Here is a 17,817-nt window from a genome sequence, read left to right as displayed (position 1 = left end):
CGTTATATATTATGAGATTCTTTGAAGAGGATGAAACCTATGACAATAAAATGGTTAGCGTGGGCCAAGGAGATGCAGGCCATCAGCCAGGCCGGACTGGAGTATACGAGGGACGTTTATGACAAGGAACGGTTTGAGCAGCTGAGGGAGCTCAGCATCCAGATCATGCAGGAGTATACCGAAGCAGGCGAAGAGAAGATCCGTACGCTGTTTGCGAGTGAAACCGGATACCAGACGCCGAAGGTGGATGTCCGCGGCGTTATTTTTCAAGACGGAAAGCTGCTGCTGGTGAAGGAAAAGGCCGACGGGGCCTGGGCGCTGCCGGGAGGATGGGCGGACATCGGCTTATCCCCTGCGGAGGTTGTGGTGAAGGAAGTGAAGGAAGAGGCCGGTTACGACGTGCGTGCAGGGAGGCTGCTGGCCGTATTGGACAAGAAATTTCATAACCATCCGCCATCGGCCTTCCACGTATACAAAATGTTCATTCAGTGCGACATTACGGGCGGAGCTGCAGGTGTGGGGACCGAAACGTCCGCGGTCGGTTTTTTCCCTCAGGACGAACTGCCGCCGTTGTCCGAAGAACGGAATACCAAGGAACAGCTGAAGAGAATATTCGAATTCGAGAACAACCGGCATTTGCCGACTTGGCTTGATTAATACAGATAACAAAGGAGCGTAGACAATGTGATAGGCTTTAAACCTTATAAAGACGTACCGGATGAATCAGAAACCAGGCGTAAATTCCATGGACGGATCAACATTTTCTTTTTCAGCGCATTTTTAATCTTTTGCGTCATAATCGTTCGCCTTGCCATATTACAGTTCGTAGAGGGACCTGAGCTGGCAAGCCAGGAAACCGGGGGGGAGCAGAAGCATTTCCCGCTGCAGCCGATCCGGGGGTCCATCATCGATGCGTCCGGCACCAAGCTTGCATACTCTACGGCTTCAAATTCTTTATATATCACGCTCATGAAAGATTACAGCAAAAAGACGGACAAAGGAAAAGAAAACCGGCCGGAAGCGGAGGAGATGGCGAAGCGGCTTGTCCAGGCGTTTACAAAGTATGGGGATCCGAACCTGGAACCGACGACCGTCAAAAAAGTGATAGACGACCTGGATTTGGAATATAACAAGCAGCATGGTTATGAACCCAGACGCATCAAGACGGATTTGACGAAGGAAGAGATCGCTTATTTCATGGAGAACCGCGCCAAGTTTCCCGGCATCCAGATCGTGGAGGAGAATGTAAGGCACTATGATCCGGATACGGTTGCGGTTCAGACGATCGGATATCTAAAGATGTTCAGAGGCTCCAAAGACCTTAAGGATTATGAGGCTATTGATCAGAGCAACAAGGATCAGAAGAATCCCGGCTTGATCTATACGGAAGAAGAGTGGATTGGCTATGACGGATTGGAGCGGATGTTTCAGGAAGAACTGCGCGGCAAGAGCGGGTATCTTAGCATTCCGATCAATCCGCAGAATATGGTGGACGGCGTTCCGACGATGGTCGCTCCTGAAAAAGGCCATGATATTCATACCACGATTCATAAAGACATTCAGCTTGCCACGGAGCAGGCCATTATGGATCAGCTCCAATACCTTCATACCCATCCGGTATCGGGTAAGCTGCATAAGGATGCCTTAACTGGATATGCGGTCGCCATGGAGGTGGATACCGGTAATGTAGTCGCGATGGCGAGCATGCCGGATTACGACTCGAATGTGCGGGTAAATGGTGGCAAAATTACGCAGGATGTCGTGGACGCGTCGGGAAACGGCACGATTACGATCTATGGATCAGGTCGCTCGGGAAACGGCTTTGAATCCATGATTTTTCTCGGTTCCGTCATTAAACCGCTGACGGTGCTGATCGGGCTTAATGAGGGGTTATTTGGCATTAATGACACGTATCCTGATCAAGGGTACGCCACCATAGGCCGCGAAGGAAGCGAAACGAGAATTTCCAACTCGAGCGGTCATCGAAACGGACCCATCAAACCGCAGTTAGCGATTCAGCAATCCTCGAATGCTTTTATGATTGATATGATTGGCAAAAGGCTAGTCAGCAAGTATGGCGGGGAGAAGGGCGTTACGGTCTGGGATAAATATATGGAGAAATTTGGTCTTGGCGTCGTAACGGGGAGCGGCTTGCCCAACGAGCATAAAGGATTGAAAAATTATACCGATACCAAAGCAGCGGGAAGTAATCTGGCGGCGTTAGCCTACGCTTCCTTCGGTCAGCAGGGTAAATACACCCCTCTACAGCTTGCTCAATACACCGTCATGCTGGCGAATGAAGGCAAGCGGGTCAAGCCGCAGCTGGTCAGCAAAGTCACGGATCAGGATGGCAACGTGGTCAAGGAATTCGGGCGCGAGGTCCTGAACGAGGTCGAATTTCCTAAAACATACTGGCAGACCATTAAGCGGGGGATGAATACGCAGGGGCTGGCCGCATTCGATGATTTTAAATATGACTTCGCCCGGAAAACGGGAACCTCCGAGCAGGAGGCTAAAGTGAATGGAAGATGGCAAAAGATTGATAACGGCGTCTTCATCGCTTTTGCTCCGCGCGATAATCCGAGGTTGGCGGTGGCAGTTGTTGTGCCTGAAGGCGGCTTTGGCTCACAAAGCGCCGCGCCGATTGCGAGGAAGATATTCGACGCTTATGACGAAGTCTACGGACTTGACGGAACACCGCATCCGAAGAAAACCGAAGATCAAGCTAAGGATAACGGAGAAGAGGAAACAGGGGAACAATGAATAAACAGCGTAGACGCGGAATCGTGAAGATTAGCGATGGGAGACGGGGAGACTAAACCAATGATATGGGATGAAAGTATATCGGGTGCAGTCGGTTCATGTTCATCATTATTAATCAATACCATTCGCTTGTGGAAACGCATATAACGAAAAGGCAGGCTGTAGAGGCGAACTTGATCCTCTCCATCCTGCCTTTTCTGTATCTTATTTAATCAATAAGGATTGCTCCTGATCTTCAGCACTTCCGCGAGAAAGGTCAAGGCCAGACCTTGACCCCAGCCCTGGATTCGCTTATCGGGCACGCCTCTGTAACCTGCTGCGTCCTTCATGACGGCTGTCCCTGCAGAAACGCCGGTTACGGTACCATCCTCGGTGATTTTGGCCAAGATGCCGTCAATCGATTTCTGCGTGTATTTATTGTAGATGCGTCCCTTGGTCAGGAGGGCGGCGGCGATGCCGGCCGAGCCGGATGTTTCCAGCGGGGATTGCGGATCGGTCGTAATCGTATGCCACAGGCCGGATTCATGCTGCAGCCGCACCAGGGCGCTGAGCTGGTCGCGCAGCGAGCCTTCGATGATCATGAAGGATGGATGCGTGACCGGCACAAGCTCCAGGGCACGAGCCATCGTGATGGCGGCCCAGGCATTGCCCCGGCACCAGAAGACGCCTGACATATGGTTGCCGGCGATGTTGTCCCAGCCGTGGTAATACAGATTCGTGACGGGATCCTGCAGGCAATCCTCATGGCCGTGATACTGCTTCAAACCATCCTCGAAGTAATCCTCCCGGTCCAACATCACGCCGATCCGAAGCAGGAAGTAGCCTGCCATGAACATCGTATCGACCCATGCCTGCTCCGGAAAGTTATACGTTTCGGAGTTCACCGTATGCTGAAAGATGCCGTTCCCGAAACGCAGTGCATCATGCGTGAGATACTCGGCCATCTCCTTCGCCGTTTCGATATACCGCTCATCCTCATAAACCTCATACAACGTCAGGAGGGAGTGGCCGATGGAGACGCCGTTGACGGAAAGCTTCGGCAGCCCCTCTTCCATATTTTCGTCGACCCAGGCTTTCAGCTGTTCCAGATATTCCTCTTTGCCGGTGGCCTTGTAGGCTTCGCATACCCCGTAAAAGGCGACTCCGCCCGGCCAATCCCAGCTGAAATCCATGCGAAAGGTCCGGTCAACCACGCGGTCTATGACATTCTCAATCTGTTGATCATCAAATACAAGTGCTGGCATGATGAGAAACTCCCTTCATATTCAATTGAATCTATGTGTATGGATTACCCTTTCAATCCCGTCGTGCTGATCCCTTCCACGATATATTTCTGGAAGATAAAGAAGACGATGACGACCGGCAGCAGCGATAAGGTAGCCATGGCAAACATGCCGCCCCAGTTATTAAGCGATTCCCCATCCAGGAATAGCTTCAAGGCAAGTGACACCGGGTATTTCTCCGGGTTGTTCAAATAAATGAGCGGATTGATGAAATCGTCCCATCTCCAGTAGAAGGAGAAGATCGAACATGTAATGAGAGCGGGCACGATCAGCGGGACAACGACCCGGAAGAAAATCCCGTACTTGCTGCATCCGTCAATCTTGGCGGCTTCGTCCAGTTCCTTCGGAATCGTGCGGATGAACTGCATGATCAGAAAGATGAAGAACGGAATGCCGAAGAATTGGGGAACGATTAACGGCTTGAAGGAAGACAGCCAGCCGAATTTGGCGAACATGACATATTGCGGGACGATCACAACGTCATGGGGCAGCATCATCGTAATCATCATGCAGGCGAACCAGAACTGTTGTCCGAAGAACTTGGTCCGAGCCAATCCGAAGGCGACAAGCGCCGAGGACGCGACGGCCCCGATGGTGGAGATGATGACAATGATGAACGAGTTCTTGAAGAAGGTGCCGAAGGTGGTCCCGGCGAATCCCTTCCAGCCCGTAGCATAATTCGAGAACTCCAGCCGGCTCGGAATCAGGCTGTAAGCCGTCGTGAATATTTCATGATTGGGTTTAAGCGAGCTGGCGACCAGCCACAGAATCGGATAGGTCATGCCGAGGGCGAACAATCCGACCAGGGTATGGTAGAGAACACGTCTGGATGTGGTCATAACCGTCAATCTCCTTTCGACTCGTAATGAACCCAGCGGGTGGATGATCTGAAGATGAGCAAGGTCAGGACACCGACGATAATGAGCATGATCCAGGCAAGAGCCGACGCGTAACCCATTTCAAAATGCGAGAACGCCTTGCGGTATAAATAGAGTGAATAGAGCAGCGTTTGATCCAGCGGGCCGCCTTCGCCGCGGGAAATAATATAGGCGGGGGTGAAGGTCAGGAACGCCGAGATCGTCTGGAGCGTCAGGTTGAACAGAATGATCGGACTGAGCATAGGCAGCGTAATCTTGAAAAAGCGATGGACCGCATTGGCACCGTCCACGCTGGCGGCTTCGTAGTAATCCTTCGGTATATTTTTCAAGCCGGCCAGAAAAATGATCATCGAGGAACCGAACTGCCAGATGGACAATGCGATGAGCGTCCACAGCGCCGTGCTGGGATTCCCGATCCAAGAGGTCGTGGAATGGATCCCGAAGAGGGACAGGGCAGAGTTCACGAGCCCCTTGTCGCCGAAGATCTGCTGCCACATGATGGCCACGGCCACGCTTCCCCCGATGAGGGAAGGCAGGTAGAAGGCGGAGCGGTACAACCCTACGGCTTTGGTTGCGGTATTCAGAATCATGGCAACGAAGAGGGCGAATATGAGGCGCAGGGGAACGCTGGCGAATACATAGGTGAATGTGACCTGAAAGGACTTGCCGATCTTGTCGTCCTCCAGAAACAACCGCTCATAATTCCCGAGGCCCAGCCATCTCGGCGCTTCCATCAGATTGTAATTGGTGAACGAATAATACAGGGACGACAGGATTGGATATAAGGTAAAGATGAGAAAACCAAGAACGAACGGCGCTGAAAACACGTAACCGGTGATGTGCTCGTTCTCGCGGAGCCTCTTCATAGACTTCAACCCCTACGATTCAGATTTGGTTGCGCCCCGTGCAGGGGTCACTGATGTAAAAAGGCATCTCTTGCACGGGAAAGACGTGCGGGAGATGCCTTGTCTAGCCGTATCCTGGTTATTGCTGAGATCTGGCCAAGATGGCATTCGCTTCCTTGCGGAACTCGGCCGCGGCATCTTCGATCGAGATTTTCTTGAACAGGATGCGTTCGCTGAGATCTCGCAGCAGCTTCTCGATCTCTACCGCACCGATCGGGTTAGGAGGATCTCCTGGCGTGCTGTTGGCCTCAGCCCAAGTGACATAGTCGAAAATTTTGGCTTCGTTCTCGGAGAGGAGCGGCTTCAGCGCTTCCTTTACCTTGGCGGATACGGGAACGCCGCGTTCGCCCTTGATCAGCTTGTTGGCCTCGATGTCGTTGATGAAGAAGCTGATGAATTTGGCGGCTTCTTCCTTGTGCTTCGAGGTTTCGGTGACCGAGAAATACATCGAAGGTTTCAGGAAGAGACCGTCCTTCGTTCCGGGACCCGGCATCGGATTCAACTCCAACGAACGGTCGGTTACCAGATTGGCCACGGCAAGGAACTGGTTGGACCAGCCGGTGCCCGAGATGGAATTGCCAAGGACGATTTCATCCTCCTCCGCTACGCCTTTCTTCTGGGCTTCCTTGTCGAGAGACAGGATATATCCGTTGTCGTACCATTTCTGGTAGCGGGTGAAGTAATCGATAAAGGGCTGGTCGTCGCTGTACCCGATCGTTTTGCCGTCAGCGCTGTACATTTTCTGGCCGATGGTTCTTAAATAGTACGGGAAGAAGACGTCATGCCGGTAAGCAAAACCTCCGATCTGCAGGCCTTTTTCTTTGGCTTGGGCCCCCATTTTGTCCATGTCGTCCCAGGTCCATTCCTTGGACGGAATATCGATGCCGTTCTTCTTCATCGTCTCGACGTCAAACGTGGTTTGGAGTGCGTTCACGCCGAGGTTCATGGCAACCAGCTTGCCGTTGACCTCACCGCCGCTCAGCGCATTCTCGCTGACGTCGGCGACATCCAGCTCGCCGCTCTCGGTGAACGGCTTCAAATCCGCCAGCTGATTCCGGCCTGCATATTGATTCAGGTAGGAGATGTCCATTTGGATAATGTCCGGAAGTCCGCCGGCCACCGCTTGGGGAGCAAGCTTCTTCCAATAGTCATCGAATGGGGCATATTCCGGTTCAATGGTGACATGCGGATTCTGGGACTCATACATTTCGATGACCTTCAAGGTATAATCATGCCGGGACTGACCGCCCCACCACGCAATGCGGAGCTTGACCGGATCCTTGCTATCGCTTGCAGTCGCCGGCGGCGTTTCCGTTCCGGTTCCGCCGTTTGCCGGCGGTTCGGCAGCGCCTCCGCCCGAACAGCCGATCAAGCTTCCGATCAGGGAAAACATCAGGACCGCGCTTAACACTTTTTTCATTCCATTTCCTCCCCTTTGTTGATGGACCACAAATTATCGCTTCAAATGTTAGTGCTTACATTCCCAATTATCTAGTTTTCGAGGGGAAAGGGTAAGGAAAAAAACCGTGCAGTTTGTTTAAAAAGCAGAGATGTACGTACAAGTTATTCGCTCTTTTTCATATATTCGGAGGGCGTGCAGCCGATCTGTTTCTTGAACACTTGGCTGAAATATTGAGGATTGTCGCCAAAACCGAGCCGCTCCGCCATTTCAAAAATTTTGATATCGGGATCGCTGAGCATCATTTCGGTTGCGCGTTTCATCCGAAGCTTCATCACGTAATTGGAGAACTTCTCGCCGGTCTCCTTTTTGAACAGCTTGCCAAGATAGTCGGCGTTCATATACAGCATGTCGTTTGCCACCAGGTTGAGGGTAAGCTCCGAGTTGCCCAGCTGGTTCTCGATGATCTCCACCACCTTGCGCACGATGGCGTTGTATTGGACCTTGTTCCGTTCAAAGTTTCGCAGCGTGATTTCCCGAACCGTTTCTTCCAGTACGCCTTGAATCGCTTGGAGCGTGCTCATCTCGGCGATTTCCGGGATTCGCGCGTAACGTTCCTGCATCTGGTCCGGATCGGTCAGCCGGATGAGGGATACGTATTGCTGAATGATATAGGATTTGGTCATCTCGATGCTCAGCTGCGCACGCTTCAGTTCCTGAACGAACTCGGTCAGGGCAAGCTCCGCTTCGTTTCGATGGCCGGATCGGACGGGCATGCACAGCCGCTCCTCATCAAGGACGAAGCTTCCTTCCATACCGCCGACGTGCAGCGTATCCTCGGTTGTGATCATTCCGCTTTCGTCCAGGTAGAACCGGTAGTTCAGGCACTGCAGCGTATCCCGGTACAGCCTCCGCGCCTGGGTAACAGGTCCGGGATCGCTGATCGCGATCGTGACGTCCATTTTGTAATACTGTTTAAAAGTGCAGCGGATATCCTGGAGCTGCTGATGAAGCCGCTGCTGATCGTTACGGTCCTCGATCAGCACCAGGACCTGCTGTCCGATCGTCGTACTCAGCAGCGTCGTGTCCAGCAGATCCTCGGCGATGTTCTTCACGGCGAATTGATGCTCGAATTCGACGGAGCCTTCCAGCTGGAACAGCAGAAGACGCACAGGCTGATCGAAATCGTATTCGAACAGGCTCCGGTACTCCTCCAGATCATGGCGCCCATAGGTCTTGTTGGTGACAAACTCCTTGAGCACCTGTTCTTTGACATGGGGCAGCACCTTCCGGAGCCGGTCCTTCATCTCCTGGACAAACGTTTCCTTGTTCCGGTACTGGGTCAGCTCGTCGATGACCTCTTTCAGCGCTCCACCGATCTTGTCCTCGTCGGTCGGCTTCAGCAGGTAATGCTTCACGCCGTATTGCATGGCGCGGTTAGCATACTCGAATTCGCCGAAGCCGGACAGCAGCACGAATTTGATATGAGGATGGGAGGCGTGGGTCTTGGCAACGAGCTCCAGACCGTCGAGTCCGGGCATGCGAATGTCGCACACGACGATATCCGGGCTCTCCCTGACGATTTTTTCATACGCTTGAATTCCGTTCTGGGCGGTACCCGCCAGCTCGGTTCGGTATGCCGACCAGTCCACCATCTGAGATATGCCGTCCAGAATAATCCGTTCATCGTCCACGAGCAGTACTTTGTACATTCGAATCCCTCCGTTATTTGGGTAAAGACAGAATCACGCGGGTTCCAAGACCCGGTCCGCTGTCGATGGATAAACCGTAATGGTCGCCAAAAGCCAGCTTGATCCGTTCTTCGATGTTTAACAGTCCGATTCCGTTGCCGCTGGTGGCCAAATCGCCGCTTCGCAGCCGCGTCAGGGTATCCGGCGCCATGCCGGGACCGTCATCCTCCACGATGACGCAGAATGCGGAAGGCGTCTCCGTGCAGGACAACGTAATTCGACAAGGGTCTACGGATGGCTCCAGCGCGTAATGAATCGCATTTTCGAGCAGGGGCTGAAGGGACAGCTTGGGTATTTTACGGTGCAGATCCTGCTCTTGTACATCCAGCGTAAAATGTAAGCGGTCTTCGAACCGGAATTTCTGTATGATGACGTAGTTTCGGACGATCTCCAATTCTTCCCCCAATGTCAGAATGGGCTCCTTCAAACTGACGGAGTTTCGCAGAAGGAAGGCTAAAGCCTGCACCATGTCGGAGATTTGGGACTGCTTGTTCATTTTCGCCAGCCAGTTCACGGATTCCAGCGTGTTATACAGAAAGTGAGGATTGATTTGTGCTTGCAGCGCTTTAAACTCGGTCTCTTTGATCAACAGCCGGTTTGAATAGTTCTCGGTAATGAGGGCGTTGATTCGCTCAATCATGAGACGGAATGTGCGATGCAGCAGTCCCAGCTCGTTCATGGCGACGGGGGCTGCGTCCTGAGGCAGCACGTTGGCTTCCGCAAAGTTTCCTTTTTCCGCGAGTTTCATCCGGGTAATGAGACTTTCGATAGGACGTGTCAGCCCCCGGCTGAACCTGATGCCGAGCAGAATCGCAACCGCGAAAATAACGGTGAAAACGATGATGACAAGCTCTTTAATGAATATGATTTGCTTGAAGGTTTGGTTAAAGGGTGTGACATTCATATATGTCCAGCCCGTGTTGCCCGATCGGTTATGCGCAATGAAGTAGGTGTGGCCATCGATTTCCCGGGTAAGGTACCCGTTTCCGGATGACAGGGAGGATTGAATGACCGCCGGATCGAAGTGCGGCGTTGCGGGATAGATCACATCCGCACCCGAGGTCACGATCAGGTCGCCTTCCCCGCCGGCGGATTTCCGGACGATTTTGTCCATATTGATGCGAATGATGATGGTGCCCAAGTAGTTAAGATCGAATAATGTGCCGGAATAGGATCTTATTTCCCGGGAAAGTAGAAGAGCCGGATCACTTTCGTCCGGGTATATCCAGCGTTCTTCTCCATCCGCGTCCCCGGCAAGCTGAAGAATCCGTTCCTTCTTGGCAGGTTCAATCGGGACGACGCTGCCGACGTCCTGTTGATGGTCATATGAATCGATCAGGTGAATAGAGTAGAGCATGGGCTCGGAACCGACATAATTCAGGAGGCGGTCTACCAAATGCTGGCGGAGGATGAGCCGGTCATAATCGGATTCGCTCCCGGCGATGGAACGCAATATATTCTGGATCTGGGTATCCGTAATGATATTAAAGGATAACTGTTCGACCCGCTCGAGCTCTGACTCAATCGCGGAGGAAGACAGGTGAAGGACCTGGGATGATTTGAGGTACAGCTGCTCGTCGTAGATGGAGAAGGCATACTGCTGGACGATGACGGCGAACGCAAATGCCATGGCAACGATAAGGCTGATAAGAAGGGAAAGCTTATTTTTGATTTTCATATTTTTATAGATCGTCATCCATTTTTGCACGGCAACGTCTCCTTGCGCTGGTCCTAAAATGTTGTGTACACATTATGTACCGGGTTGTAAACGCTGTCAATACGTGCGAGGTTATTCCAACACCCGGGATAATCGGGGCGGCTCTTCTCTAATTAGTCGGTTATTTGAACATGGAGGACGGTTACTTGAATGTATGTTCGGCGGTTACCGTTCCATAATGGACTTAGATGAAATTCAACCGGGAGAGGTGAAGTTCGTTGCAAAACATGTATAAATTCGATTTCGGTACGGAAGCGCCAGGCCATGAACATATCAAAATAACCGCCGAGACCTTATATAGTCCCGAGCTTGGCTACGGATTCCATTCCGTATCCAGCATATCTGCCGTGAATCGGGCGGGGGGAGAGGCATTAACGGGAGATTTTATCATCCCGCTGAACGCAGCGTTTCAGGTCGATGTCTCGGATGGCCTGTACACCTTGCATCTATTGATTGGCGATGCCTGGTTTGATACGGAAACCTCCATTCGGGGGACGGAAGGGCAAATGCTGCTCGCTGGGAAACTCATCCCGGCAGGCCACTTTGAACGTTACAGTATGACGGTGCCAGCGGTTCAAGGGAAAATCGTACTGTACTTTTCTGGACGGGCTCCCCGAATTAACGCATTGGAAGTGCTGCCTGCTCCGCATGCGTGCCAGGTGTTTCTGGCGGGGGATTCGACGGTAACAAACCAGCCCGCGGACGGCTATCCTTATGCCGGGTGGGGGCAAATGCTGCCCGCATTCATAAAAGCGGATGCGGCCGTGAGCAATTATGCACGTTCCGGCCGAAGCTCCAAGAGCTTTATTGCGGAGGGAATCCTGGAGCAAATCCGGGAGAAGATGAAACCCCATGATTATATGCTGATTCAGTTTGGCCATAACGATCAGAAGCGCGACGAGGGAAGGTATACGGAACCTAACTCGACATACAGGGAGTTTTTAACACGGTACGTGGACGTTTGCAGGGAGAAACAGGCGACTCCGATCCTGGTTACCCCTGTTCACCGCCGTTACTTTGATGGCAAGGGAAGGCTGAAGGACACGCATGGTGATTATGTAACGGCCGTTCGGGAGCTGGCCGCGGAGGAGCAGGTGCCCTTGGTCGATTTGGCGGCGCTGAGTCTGGAGTATTTTAACCGGCTGGGTCCGGAAGGGACCAAATCCGTGTTTATGTGGGGGAGGCCGGGGGAATTTCTTCGGTTCCCGCAGGGGGTAATGGACAATACCCATTTTCAACAGCGCGGAGCGGCCCAATTGGCCGATATGGTGGTTGGCGGTTTGAAGGCGCTTGGACTCCAGCCATTGTCCCTGTTTCTGCGGTAACATGCCGGGTCCCGAACCTGAAAAAGAGGAACTTTGGCACCCGCAGCGAATCTATTCAAAACACCCTAAATCATACGAGCGAGGAGCGAAACGCATGTCAAAAGGTGAAAAGCAATGGATTATTCCCGATGGGTATATCCCTCCTGAAAGCAGCGGAGAACTAACCAGTCATGAATCCGTCTGTGTGTTGAACTTAACCGAGCAGGACGTAGTGGTTACGATTCATGCTTACTTCGAGGATCGTGACCCATTGCTGGGAATGGAAACCATCGTGCCAGCAAGAAGAACCAAGCACATACGGACCAGCTCCCTTCGAACGGGTGACGGGCAGGGTATTCCTCCGGGTATTCCCTATGCCATGGAAGTTACAAGCAGTGCACCTGTGTTTGTTCAATACAGCCGACTCGATTCCACTCAGGCCGAGAATGCTTTAATGAGCGTGATGGCATACCCGGTAACCCAAATTTCAAAGTAGGTGGATGCATGGTACATACGGTGACGTATTCTAAAGAGCCTCCTGAGGACGTTCATGAACTGGAAGCTCTATATGATGCGCTGGAGTGGAACTCCATAAATTTATCCGCTGCCGAATTGAATACCATATGCAGGCAGAGCTGGTATGCCGTCTATGCGTACGACGGACAGCGATTGGCAGGCATGGGGCGCATCATTTCCGATGGGGTCATAACCGGCGTTATATGCGGATTAGGCGTACATCCGGAGTATCAGTCCAGAGGGATTGGCCGACAGATCCTTCATCGATTGGTTGAACATTGCGAGAAGTCCCGGGTCATCCCGCAGTTGATGTGCGAGGAAGGGCTGGAACCGTATTATGAGAAGCTGGGCTTTCAGCGATTCACCATTGGGATGAAGAAGAATATACGGCGATAGACGAAAAAGGACCGCAGGGCGGTCCTTTTTCGCATGTTGGTTATTGGTTATATGAGATTTAAAATTTGGCGTCTTTGATCATTTCGTAGACTGTTAGGGAATCCTCACGAACTTCCAATGCAATCACGGTATCGTCCTTTTGGAAAAAGTGTACATGTCCCATTTGTTTTTCTTCCAATTGGGTCCAACCTGCGGCTTGGATCTCTTGGAAGTAGCGCTTAGGCGTGGCCAAGCCCTGTTCGCCGCCGATGCCCTTCACCTCGTATTCAGCGCCGTTATCTATATTAGGATTCTCAGGTTCCGGAATGGTCTTCATTAGCGCTGCACTTTCCGGGATTGGAAAGTCGTCATCAACGGACGAAGGCTTGTATCCGTCGACGGGCTCCTCGTATCTGGGCGTACATCCGACCGCAAGCAGGAACAGTGGCAGCACAATAATGGCGGTTAAGTATTTTTTCATATGCATCGCTCCTTATATGTAAGGAACGCCGCAAAGCTGGAAAAAGTTGTGGATCTTTTTACAAAACTGACGATCGAATCCTCGAATCACTATGCCAATTGCGCGGATCATTGAAAAAATCTTACTAGACCCGTTGCTGCTGGATACGCAGGAGGGAAATAATGTTAAAATAGTTTTAGTCGAATATAGGCTGAGTTGCGATTTCCGTGCCGGTCCCGGTAAGGAAGGTACATAGAACCAAGAAACGAAGGTGATGGATATGTTTCAGAATGTCCCGCATTTGCTCATCGCGGACCTTCCCGGTTATTCACCGGATATTAGCCGCTTGCTGTCGATGATGAATTATGCCAGGTTCACGACGCTGCAGGAGGTCAAGGATTTAACCATGGAGCAGCTGCGGAAATGGGGTCCTGGCCTGAATCTGGGAGATGAAGGCAGAGCCGCGATTCGAGGCCGTGAACTCAATTATTATATCGAGCGGTTAAACGAAGTCCGAAACCGGACGTTCGAGCTGTTCCGGTCGGTTACGGATGAATGGCTCTACATCGAGCAGCCATTCTGGTATAACAAGCACGCAAATTATTATTTTATGTGGTTCCACGTCTTTGAGGACGAAATCAACCATCGTGGGCAAATCCGTCTTATTCGAAAGAAGCTGCCTCATGCAGTGAGTTAGGAGTACTTCATGCAACTGCTAATTGTCCGTCATGCGCAATCACACGACGGCACGATAGCGGCCTTTCGCCGATACTTGGGGGAGGATGTTACATGCCAGGATTTTTTGGGTGAAACGGGCTCCTATTCGGTGAAGATCTGACCAAAACTAGCGATTCTCTTTAACGATAGAGTAGTCGGGGGTACCATGATTTTTTATATGAGGTGATTGGATGATGAAGCCACTGTCCGTAGGAATTATCGGGACGGGATTTGGCAGAACGGTTCATGCTCCTATTTTTCAGATGCACCCCGGGTTTCATGTGAAATCCATTGCTAGTGTCCATCGACAACGCACGGAGGACCGCTCGTTGAATGGAATTCCAATTTACAGGAATTGGCGTGACATGCTGGATAGTGAGCAGTTGGATCTGGTATCGATCGTATCTGCACCTGGCCATCATTATGAAATGACGATGCTCGTCCTGCAGTCCGGCTACCATGTCCTGACGGAGAAACCTCTGGGCATGAATACGGAGCAAACGTTACAAATGCTAAGAGAGTCAGAACGGCTGGATCGACAAGCTTTCGTTAATTTTCAATGGAGATGGGCCCCGATTAGGCAACGAATCAAACATATATTGATGGGCAAAGAGCTGGGAGATATTCAGCATATCAAATATCACGGGAGTTTCTCTGGATACTCCGTTCTGACGGAGTCATATCGGGGGTGGGAAGCACGAAGTGAGAATGGCGGAGGATTCCTGTTCGCGGTGGGTTCCCATATGGTTGATTCACTGATATGGTGGATGGGCGAAGAGATAACGGAAGTGTACGGCGATTTGAAAACTCAGATCCCCTCTTATCATGGGGATGCCGGGATTGAGATTAGGGATGTGGATGATGCGTTTACCTTCACGGGACGATTTAAAGGTGGAACTTCGCTTGTTGTGGATGTGTTTTTTCCGGGAATCCGCGGCATGGGTTGGACGTTGGAGATTTACGGGACCAAGGGAACGCTGATCATGCGTGATGACCGCACCCTTGAATGCAGCTTTGGCGGTGCATTTGAATCGATCGATATCGCCCTGGTTCAACCCCCGGCAAATCTGGAAGCTCCGGCATTACACTATTATAACGGCTTCTATCAAATGATAGATAGCATATACCACAGTTTAACTGGAAACACCCCAATAGATTTACCGACTTTTGCTGATGGGCATAAGGCCCAGGCCGTTCTTGACGCGGTGCGGCTTTCGTCCGAGACGTGCAGTCGAATCAACGTTGACTATGGATCAATGCCATGATTCGGTAAAGTCTGCAGTAAAACTCGAAGGAGGCGGAAGCACATGACTCAGCGTCGTTTACAGATAGGCATGTGGGATCAGTTTACGGAAGAGCGATGGGAACGGCTTGCGGACAAACATATCAGCGGGATGGAAATATGCAGCTTTCCGAATCGGGAGGCGTTGGTTGAGGTCAGCGATTTTTGCCGTAACCAGCGGATCGCGTTCGGTGTTCATGCCCCGATTCTTCGTGAAGGGGGATATCGGTTGCCTCAAGTCAATGCACCCGAACCCGAGATCTTTCGGGAAGCGCTTGAACAAATCTCGGCCGAGGTTCGGTTAGCCTCCAGTATAGGGGCAGATTATATGCTGTTTCATTATCCGTTTTATCCGATCTTTCAGGAGCCTTTCACGCCGTACCCGAGACTTCCTAGCCCCGAGGAGCGTTACAGTTACAGCCAATTGGGCAAAGAAAGATTCCGGGAAATGTCGAAGATGTTATTTGAGTTTCTCAGTGAACTCCAGCTTCGCTATGGGCAGCGCATTGTGCTAGAGCATGATTTCTTTGGAGATTACGGGGATGTGCTGATCGATAGCTTTCACGCTTATCCCGACATCGGGTTTGTGCTGGATACGGCCAGGCTTGATATAGCTCGCAGGGCCTTTCAAGGTTTTGATCCATACCCGTTTCTCGATCGGATGGCGTCCCGGATTTATTTGGTCCATTACAGTAACGTATGGTACGAAAAGGACAAGTTCACGCATCATCTGCCGGTGCTGCCGGAGCATGATCATGATTCGAACTATGGAGAAGCCTACGCCTATTTGCAATACGTTGCCGCCCGTAATTCACGGTTCCATGTGACGTTTGAACATAACGCAAGCCTGATCACTCGGCAGCAATTGCAGCAGATCTATGACCAGACGGCATTCATGCTTCAAGAGCAGGGAGGGCACGTACTAATTCGGCCGTAAACGCGATAGACATATAGGGAGAAACAGACTGCAGATTCAATCGGTGACATGATATGGCACGACTTAGCTTGCACCTCAGTGGGGAGGAACCCTCTATGATACAGAGCTTGATCGTTGTGTTTGTCCTGACGATGATTATTCATACGGCGGAGACGTTGTCATACTCTGCGAGATATGCCGGAGTGAAATTGAACAAAATTGCGGTGGCGTTATCCTTGACCGGAATCATTGTGCTGGTTTCCAGAACGTCCAACCTGGTTCAAGCTCCGCTGACGGGGAAATTCGTGGATTATGCAAAAGTGGATCCTTCGTTTTACGTGCTCTCCTATTTCAGGGCGATATTGCTGGCCGCATCCATCGGAACGATTGTCGCGATCGCATTGTTTCCTACCTTCGTCAATCTGTTCAGCCGAATTATCAGTAAGCTGGAGGTCGCCGGATCCATACCGAAGCTTGTATCGAGCGTGACCATCGGTCAGCTCAAGAATACGCGACATTACATCAGGAAGCCGAATCTGAAGTGGAGCCAGTTTCGTTACTTAGGCGTACCTAAACGGTTTATTTTGCTGAATATCGTGGTTACGGCTTTTTACACGGTGGGTGTCCTGGCATCCCTGTATGCCGCACATCTCGTTCCCCAGTACAGCACCATGGCCTCCCAAGCGTCCGGACTGATCAACGGGATTGCAACGATTATCTTAACGATATTTATCGATCCCCAGCTTGGTTTGATTACGGACAAAGCCACCCGTAATGAGGAAGCGAGGGAACAGCTGGGCAAAGTGTATACGATGCTGATGGTTTCGCGGTTTTTCGGAACGATGCTGGCCCAGCTCGTGATTATTCCGGCGGCTTACGTCATCAGTGAGATTGTGAAATGGATATAAAGACGGCGGTATTGGTTAGAAAACAAGAACGAGAGAGGAGGGGGGATCATGATGACGCGTAGACGTCTGGCGATGGAATCCGTGCTGTTTCCCGCAGCGATATATATAGGCTATTTTGCATTTATGATGCTGCAAGGGATGGTGCTAACAAAGAGACATGCGCAGGATCTGGATCTGACCAAGCAATATGAACGGATGGAAACCCTGCAGACCCAGGTAAGGTTTGGAATGATGGAGCAGAGCAGCGGGTGGCAAACAGCAGCAGCGATCGGAGGCTTCGTTCTATTGGGCGGCTTATATGGTTGCATAAGATGGCAATGGACCAAACGGAGATCGCAGTCATAAATTTGAGGTCTTAGAGCACAAACCCTGTCATGGATTTTCGTCCAAGGCGGGGTTATTTATGTAGGTGGAATTTCCGTCGTTCGCGTGGAGTTTAGAATCAAGAATAATCGCCCCGAATCCTTCCGTGGATTGCTAACTCGAGGGGCTTAATCCCTTATTAAGCCGGATGATTGGGTGACCCAATTATCCGGTTTTTGCTGCCTTATAGGTCAAAACTACCGTGATTTTATCGATGAAAGCGCTATTTTTATGCTTGACAGCCTATTCAGATGCGTTTATGCTAAACGTGCGGTTAATT

18 protein-coding genes are annotated in these 17,817 nt (G+C 51.3%); 11 read left to right on the top strand and 7 right to left on the bottom strand.

The genetic code is table 11. The features are described from left to right. Positions 1-39: 39 nt before the first annotated feature. Both MHH82_RS21940 and MHH82_RS21935 read left to right on the top strand, forming a co-directional pair. Positions 40-657 (top strand): NUDIX hydrolase, encoded by a 618-nt coding sequence (locus MHH82_RS21940; protein ID WP_340967843.1) that lies wholly within the window; start codon positions 40-42, stop codon positions 655-657. 27 nt (positions 658-684) lie between these two features. Beyond that, entirely contained in the window at positions 685-2,763 is a 2,079-nt protein-coding gene (locus MHH82_RS21935) for a peptidoglycan D,D-transpeptidase FtsI family protein (RefSeq protein ID WP_340967842.1), read from the top strand. A 212-nt stretch (positions 2,764-2,975) separates the two neighbouring features. On the opposite strand, the gene MHH82_RS21930 is transcribed toward MHH82_RS21935, so the two are convergent. The 6 genes from MHH82_RS21930 to MHH82_RS21905 all read right to left on the bottom strand — a co-directional run bounded on the left by MHH82_RS21930 (position 2,976) and on the right by MHH82_RS21905 (position 10,687). After that, entirely contained in the window at positions 2,976-4,007 is a 1,032-nt protein-coding gene (locus MHH82_RS21930; protein ID WP_251497431.1) for a glycoside hydrolase family 88/105 protein, read from the bottom strand. A gap of 44 nt (positions 4,008-4,051) precedes the next feature. Continuing rightward, positions 4,052-4,885 (bottom strand): carbohydrate ABC transporter permease, encoded by an 834-nt coding sequence (locus tag MHH82_RS21925; RefSeq protein ID WP_096776785.1) that lies wholly within the window; start codon positions 4,883-4,885, stop codon positions 4,052-4,054. A gap of 5 nt (positions 4,886-4,890) precedes the next feature. After that, positions 4,891-5,790 carry a carbohydrate ABC transporter permease gene (locus MHH82_RS21920; protein ID WP_009589786.1) on the bottom strand — a complete coding sequence of 300 codons (900 nt, stop codon included), beginning with the start codon at positions 5,788-5,790 and terminating at the stop codon, positions 4,891-4,893. A 118-nt stretch (positions 5,791-5,908) separates the two neighbouring features. Beyond that, positions 5,909-7,249 (bottom strand): ABC transporter substrate-binding protein, encoded by a 1,341-nt coding sequence (locus MHH82_RS21915; RefSeq protein ID WP_036664073.1) that lies wholly within the window; start codon positions 7,247-7,249, stop codon positions 5,909-5,911. Positions 7,250-7,392: 143 nt separating this feature from the next. Further along, positions 7,393-8,940, bottom strand: a complete 1,548-nt coding sequence (locus MHH82_RS21910; protein ID WP_015736449.1) for a response regulator — start codon at positions 8,938-8,940, stop codon at positions 7,393-7,395. A gap of 13 nt (positions 8,941-8,953) precedes the next feature. After that, positions 8,954-10,687, bottom strand: a complete 1,734-nt coding sequence (locus tag MHH82_RS21905; RefSeq protein WP_015736448.1) for a cache domain-containing sensor histidine kinase — start codon at positions 10,685-10,687, stop codon at positions 8,954-8,956. A gap of 227 nt (positions 10,688-10,914) precedes the next feature. Between MHH82_RS21905 and MHH82_RS21900 the strand changes: the two genes are divergently transcribed. From MHH82_RS21900 to MHH82_RS21890, 3 genes are all read left to right on the top strand, one after another. After that, on the top strand, positions 10,915-12,021 hold the full coding sequence (locus MHH82_RS21900) for a rhamnogalacturonan acetylesterase (RefSeq protein WP_340967841.1): 1,107 nt from the start codon (positions 10,915-10,917) through the stop codon (positions 12,019-12,021). A 94-nt stretch (positions 12,022-12,115) separates the two neighbouring features. Beyond that, positions 12,116-12,496 carry a sensory rhodopsin transducer gene (locus MHH82_RS21895; RefSeq protein WP_015736446.1) on the top strand — a complete coding sequence of 127 codons (381 nt, stop codon included), beginning with the start codon at positions 12,116-12,118 and terminating at the stop codon, positions 12,494-12,496. A gap of 8 nt (positions 12,497-12,504) precedes the next feature. After that, positions 12,505-12,912: a GNAT family N-acetyltransferase gene (locus tag MHH82_RS21890; protein ID WP_015736445.1), complete on the top strand. Its 408-nt coding sequence runs from the start codon at positions 12,505-12,507 to the stop codon at positions 12,910-12,912. Positions 12,913-12,970: 58 nt separating this feature from the next. Here the strand turns inward: MHH82_RS21890 and MHH82_RS21885 are convergent, their stop codons facing one another. Then, complete coding sequence (locus tag MHH82_RS21885) at positions 12,971-13,372, bottom strand: hypothetical protein (protein WP_015736444.1); 402 nt, start codon at positions 13,370-13,372, stop codon at positions 12,971-12,973. Between the two features lie 259 nt (positions 13,373-13,631). On the opposite strand from MHH82_RS21885, the gene MHH82_RS21880 reads away from it, so the two are divergent. From MHH82_RS21880 to MHH82_RS21855, 6 genes are all read left to right on the top strand, one after another. After that, positions 13,632-14,048: a hypothetical protein gene (locus MHH82_RS21880; protein WP_036664300.1), complete on the top strand. Its 417-nt coding sequence runs from the start codon at positions 13,632-13,634 to the stop codon at positions 14,046-14,048. Between the two features lie 9 nt (positions 14,049-14,057). Continuing rightward, positions 14,058-14,189, top strand: a complete 132-nt coding sequence (locus tag MHH82_RS21875) for a hypothetical protein (RefSeq protein WP_340967839.1) — start codon at positions 14,058-14,060, stop codon at positions 14,187-14,189. Between the two features lie 70 nt (positions 14,190-14,259). Then, positions 14,260-15,333 carry a Gfo/Idh/MocA family protein gene (locus MHH82_RS21870; protein WP_340967838.1) on the top strand — a complete coding sequence of 358 codons (1,074 nt, stop codon included), beginning with the start codon at positions 14,260-14,262 and terminating at the stop codon, positions 15,331-15,333. Between the two features lie 42 nt (positions 15,334-15,375). Then, positions 15,376-16,287, top strand: a complete 912-nt coding sequence (locus MHH82_RS21865) for a sugar phosphate isomerase/epimerase family protein (RefSeq protein WP_340967837.1) — start codon at positions 15,376-15,378, stop codon at positions 16,285-16,287. Between the two features lie 95 nt (positions 16,288-16,382). Further along, positions 16,383-17,174: a lipid II flippase Amj family protein gene (locus MHH82_RS21860; protein WP_340967836.1), complete on the top strand. Its 792-nt coding sequence runs from the start codon at positions 16,383-16,385 to the stop codon at positions 17,172-17,174. A 48-nt stretch (positions 17,175-17,222) separates the two neighbouring features. After that, positions 17,223-17,519 (top strand): hypothetical protein, encoded by a 297-nt coding sequence (locus MHH82_RS21855; RefSeq protein WP_340967835.1) that lies wholly within the window; start codon positions 17,223-17,225, stop codon positions 17,517-17,519. Positions 17,520-17,817 lie beyond the last annotated feature (298 nt).

Source organism: Bacillus sp. FSL K6-6540 (assembly GCF_038007545.1).
This window is presented reverse-complemented; position numbering and strand designations above follow the sequence as displayed.

Coding starts and splice junctions, on each gene's coding strand:
- MHH82_RS21855 (WP_340967835.1), top strand. CDS start 17,223: ATGATGACGCGTAGACGTCTGGCGATGGAATCCGTGCTGTTTCCCGCA.
- MHH82_RS21910 (WP_015736449.1), bottom strand. CDS start 8,940: ATGTACAAAGTACTGCTCGTGGACGATGAACGGATTATTCTGGACGGC.
- MHH82_RS21865 (WP_340967837.1), top strand. CDS start 15,376: ATGACTCAGCGTCGTTTACAGATAGGCATGTGGGATCAGTTTACGGAA.
- MHH82_RS21860 (WP_340967836.1), top strand. CDS start 16,383: ATGATACAGAGCTTGATCGTTGTGTTTGTCCTGACGATGATTATTCAT.
- MHH82_RS21920 (WP_009589786.1), bottom strand. CDS start 5,790: ATGAAGAGGCTCCGCGAGAACGAGCACATCACCGGTTACGTGTTTTCA.
- MHH82_RS21875 (WP_340967839.1), top strand. CDS start 14,058: ATGCAACTGCTAATTGTCCGTCATGCGCAATCACACGACGGCACGATA.
- MHH82_RS21895 (WP_015736446.1), top strand. CDS start 12,116: ATGTCAAAAGGTGAAAAGCAATGGATTATTCCCGATGGGTATATCCCT.
- MHH82_RS21890 (WP_015736445.1), top strand. CDS start 12,505: ATGGTACATACGGTGACGTATTCTAAAGAGCCTCCTGAGGACGTTCAT.
- MHH82_RS21925 (WP_096776785.1), bottom strand. CDS start 4,885: ATGACCACATCCAGACGTGTTCTCTACCATACCCTGGTCGGATTGTTC.
- MHH82_RS21885 (WP_015736444.1), bottom strand. CDS start 13,372: ATGAAAAAATACTTAACCGCCATTATTGTGCTGCCACTGTTCCTGCTT.
- MHH82_RS21930 (WP_251497431.1), bottom strand. CDS start 4,007: ATGCCAGCACTTGTATTTGATGATCAACAGATTGAGAATGTCATAGAC.
- MHH82_RS21940 (WP_340967843.1), top strand. CDS start 40: ATGACAATAAAATGGTTAGCGTGGGCCAAGGAGATGCAGGCCATCAGC.
- MHH82_RS21880 (WP_036664300.1), top strand. CDS start 13,632: ATGTTTCAGAATGTCCCGCATTTGCTCATCGCGGACCTTCCCGGTTAT.
- MHH82_RS21870 (WP_340967838.1), top strand. CDS start 14,260: ATGATGAAGCCACTGTCCGTAGGAATTATCGGGACGGGATTTGGCAGA.
- MHH82_RS21915 (WP_036664073.1), bottom strand. CDS start 7,249: ATGAAAAAAGTGTTAAGCGCGGTCCTGATGTTTTCCCTGATCGGAAGC.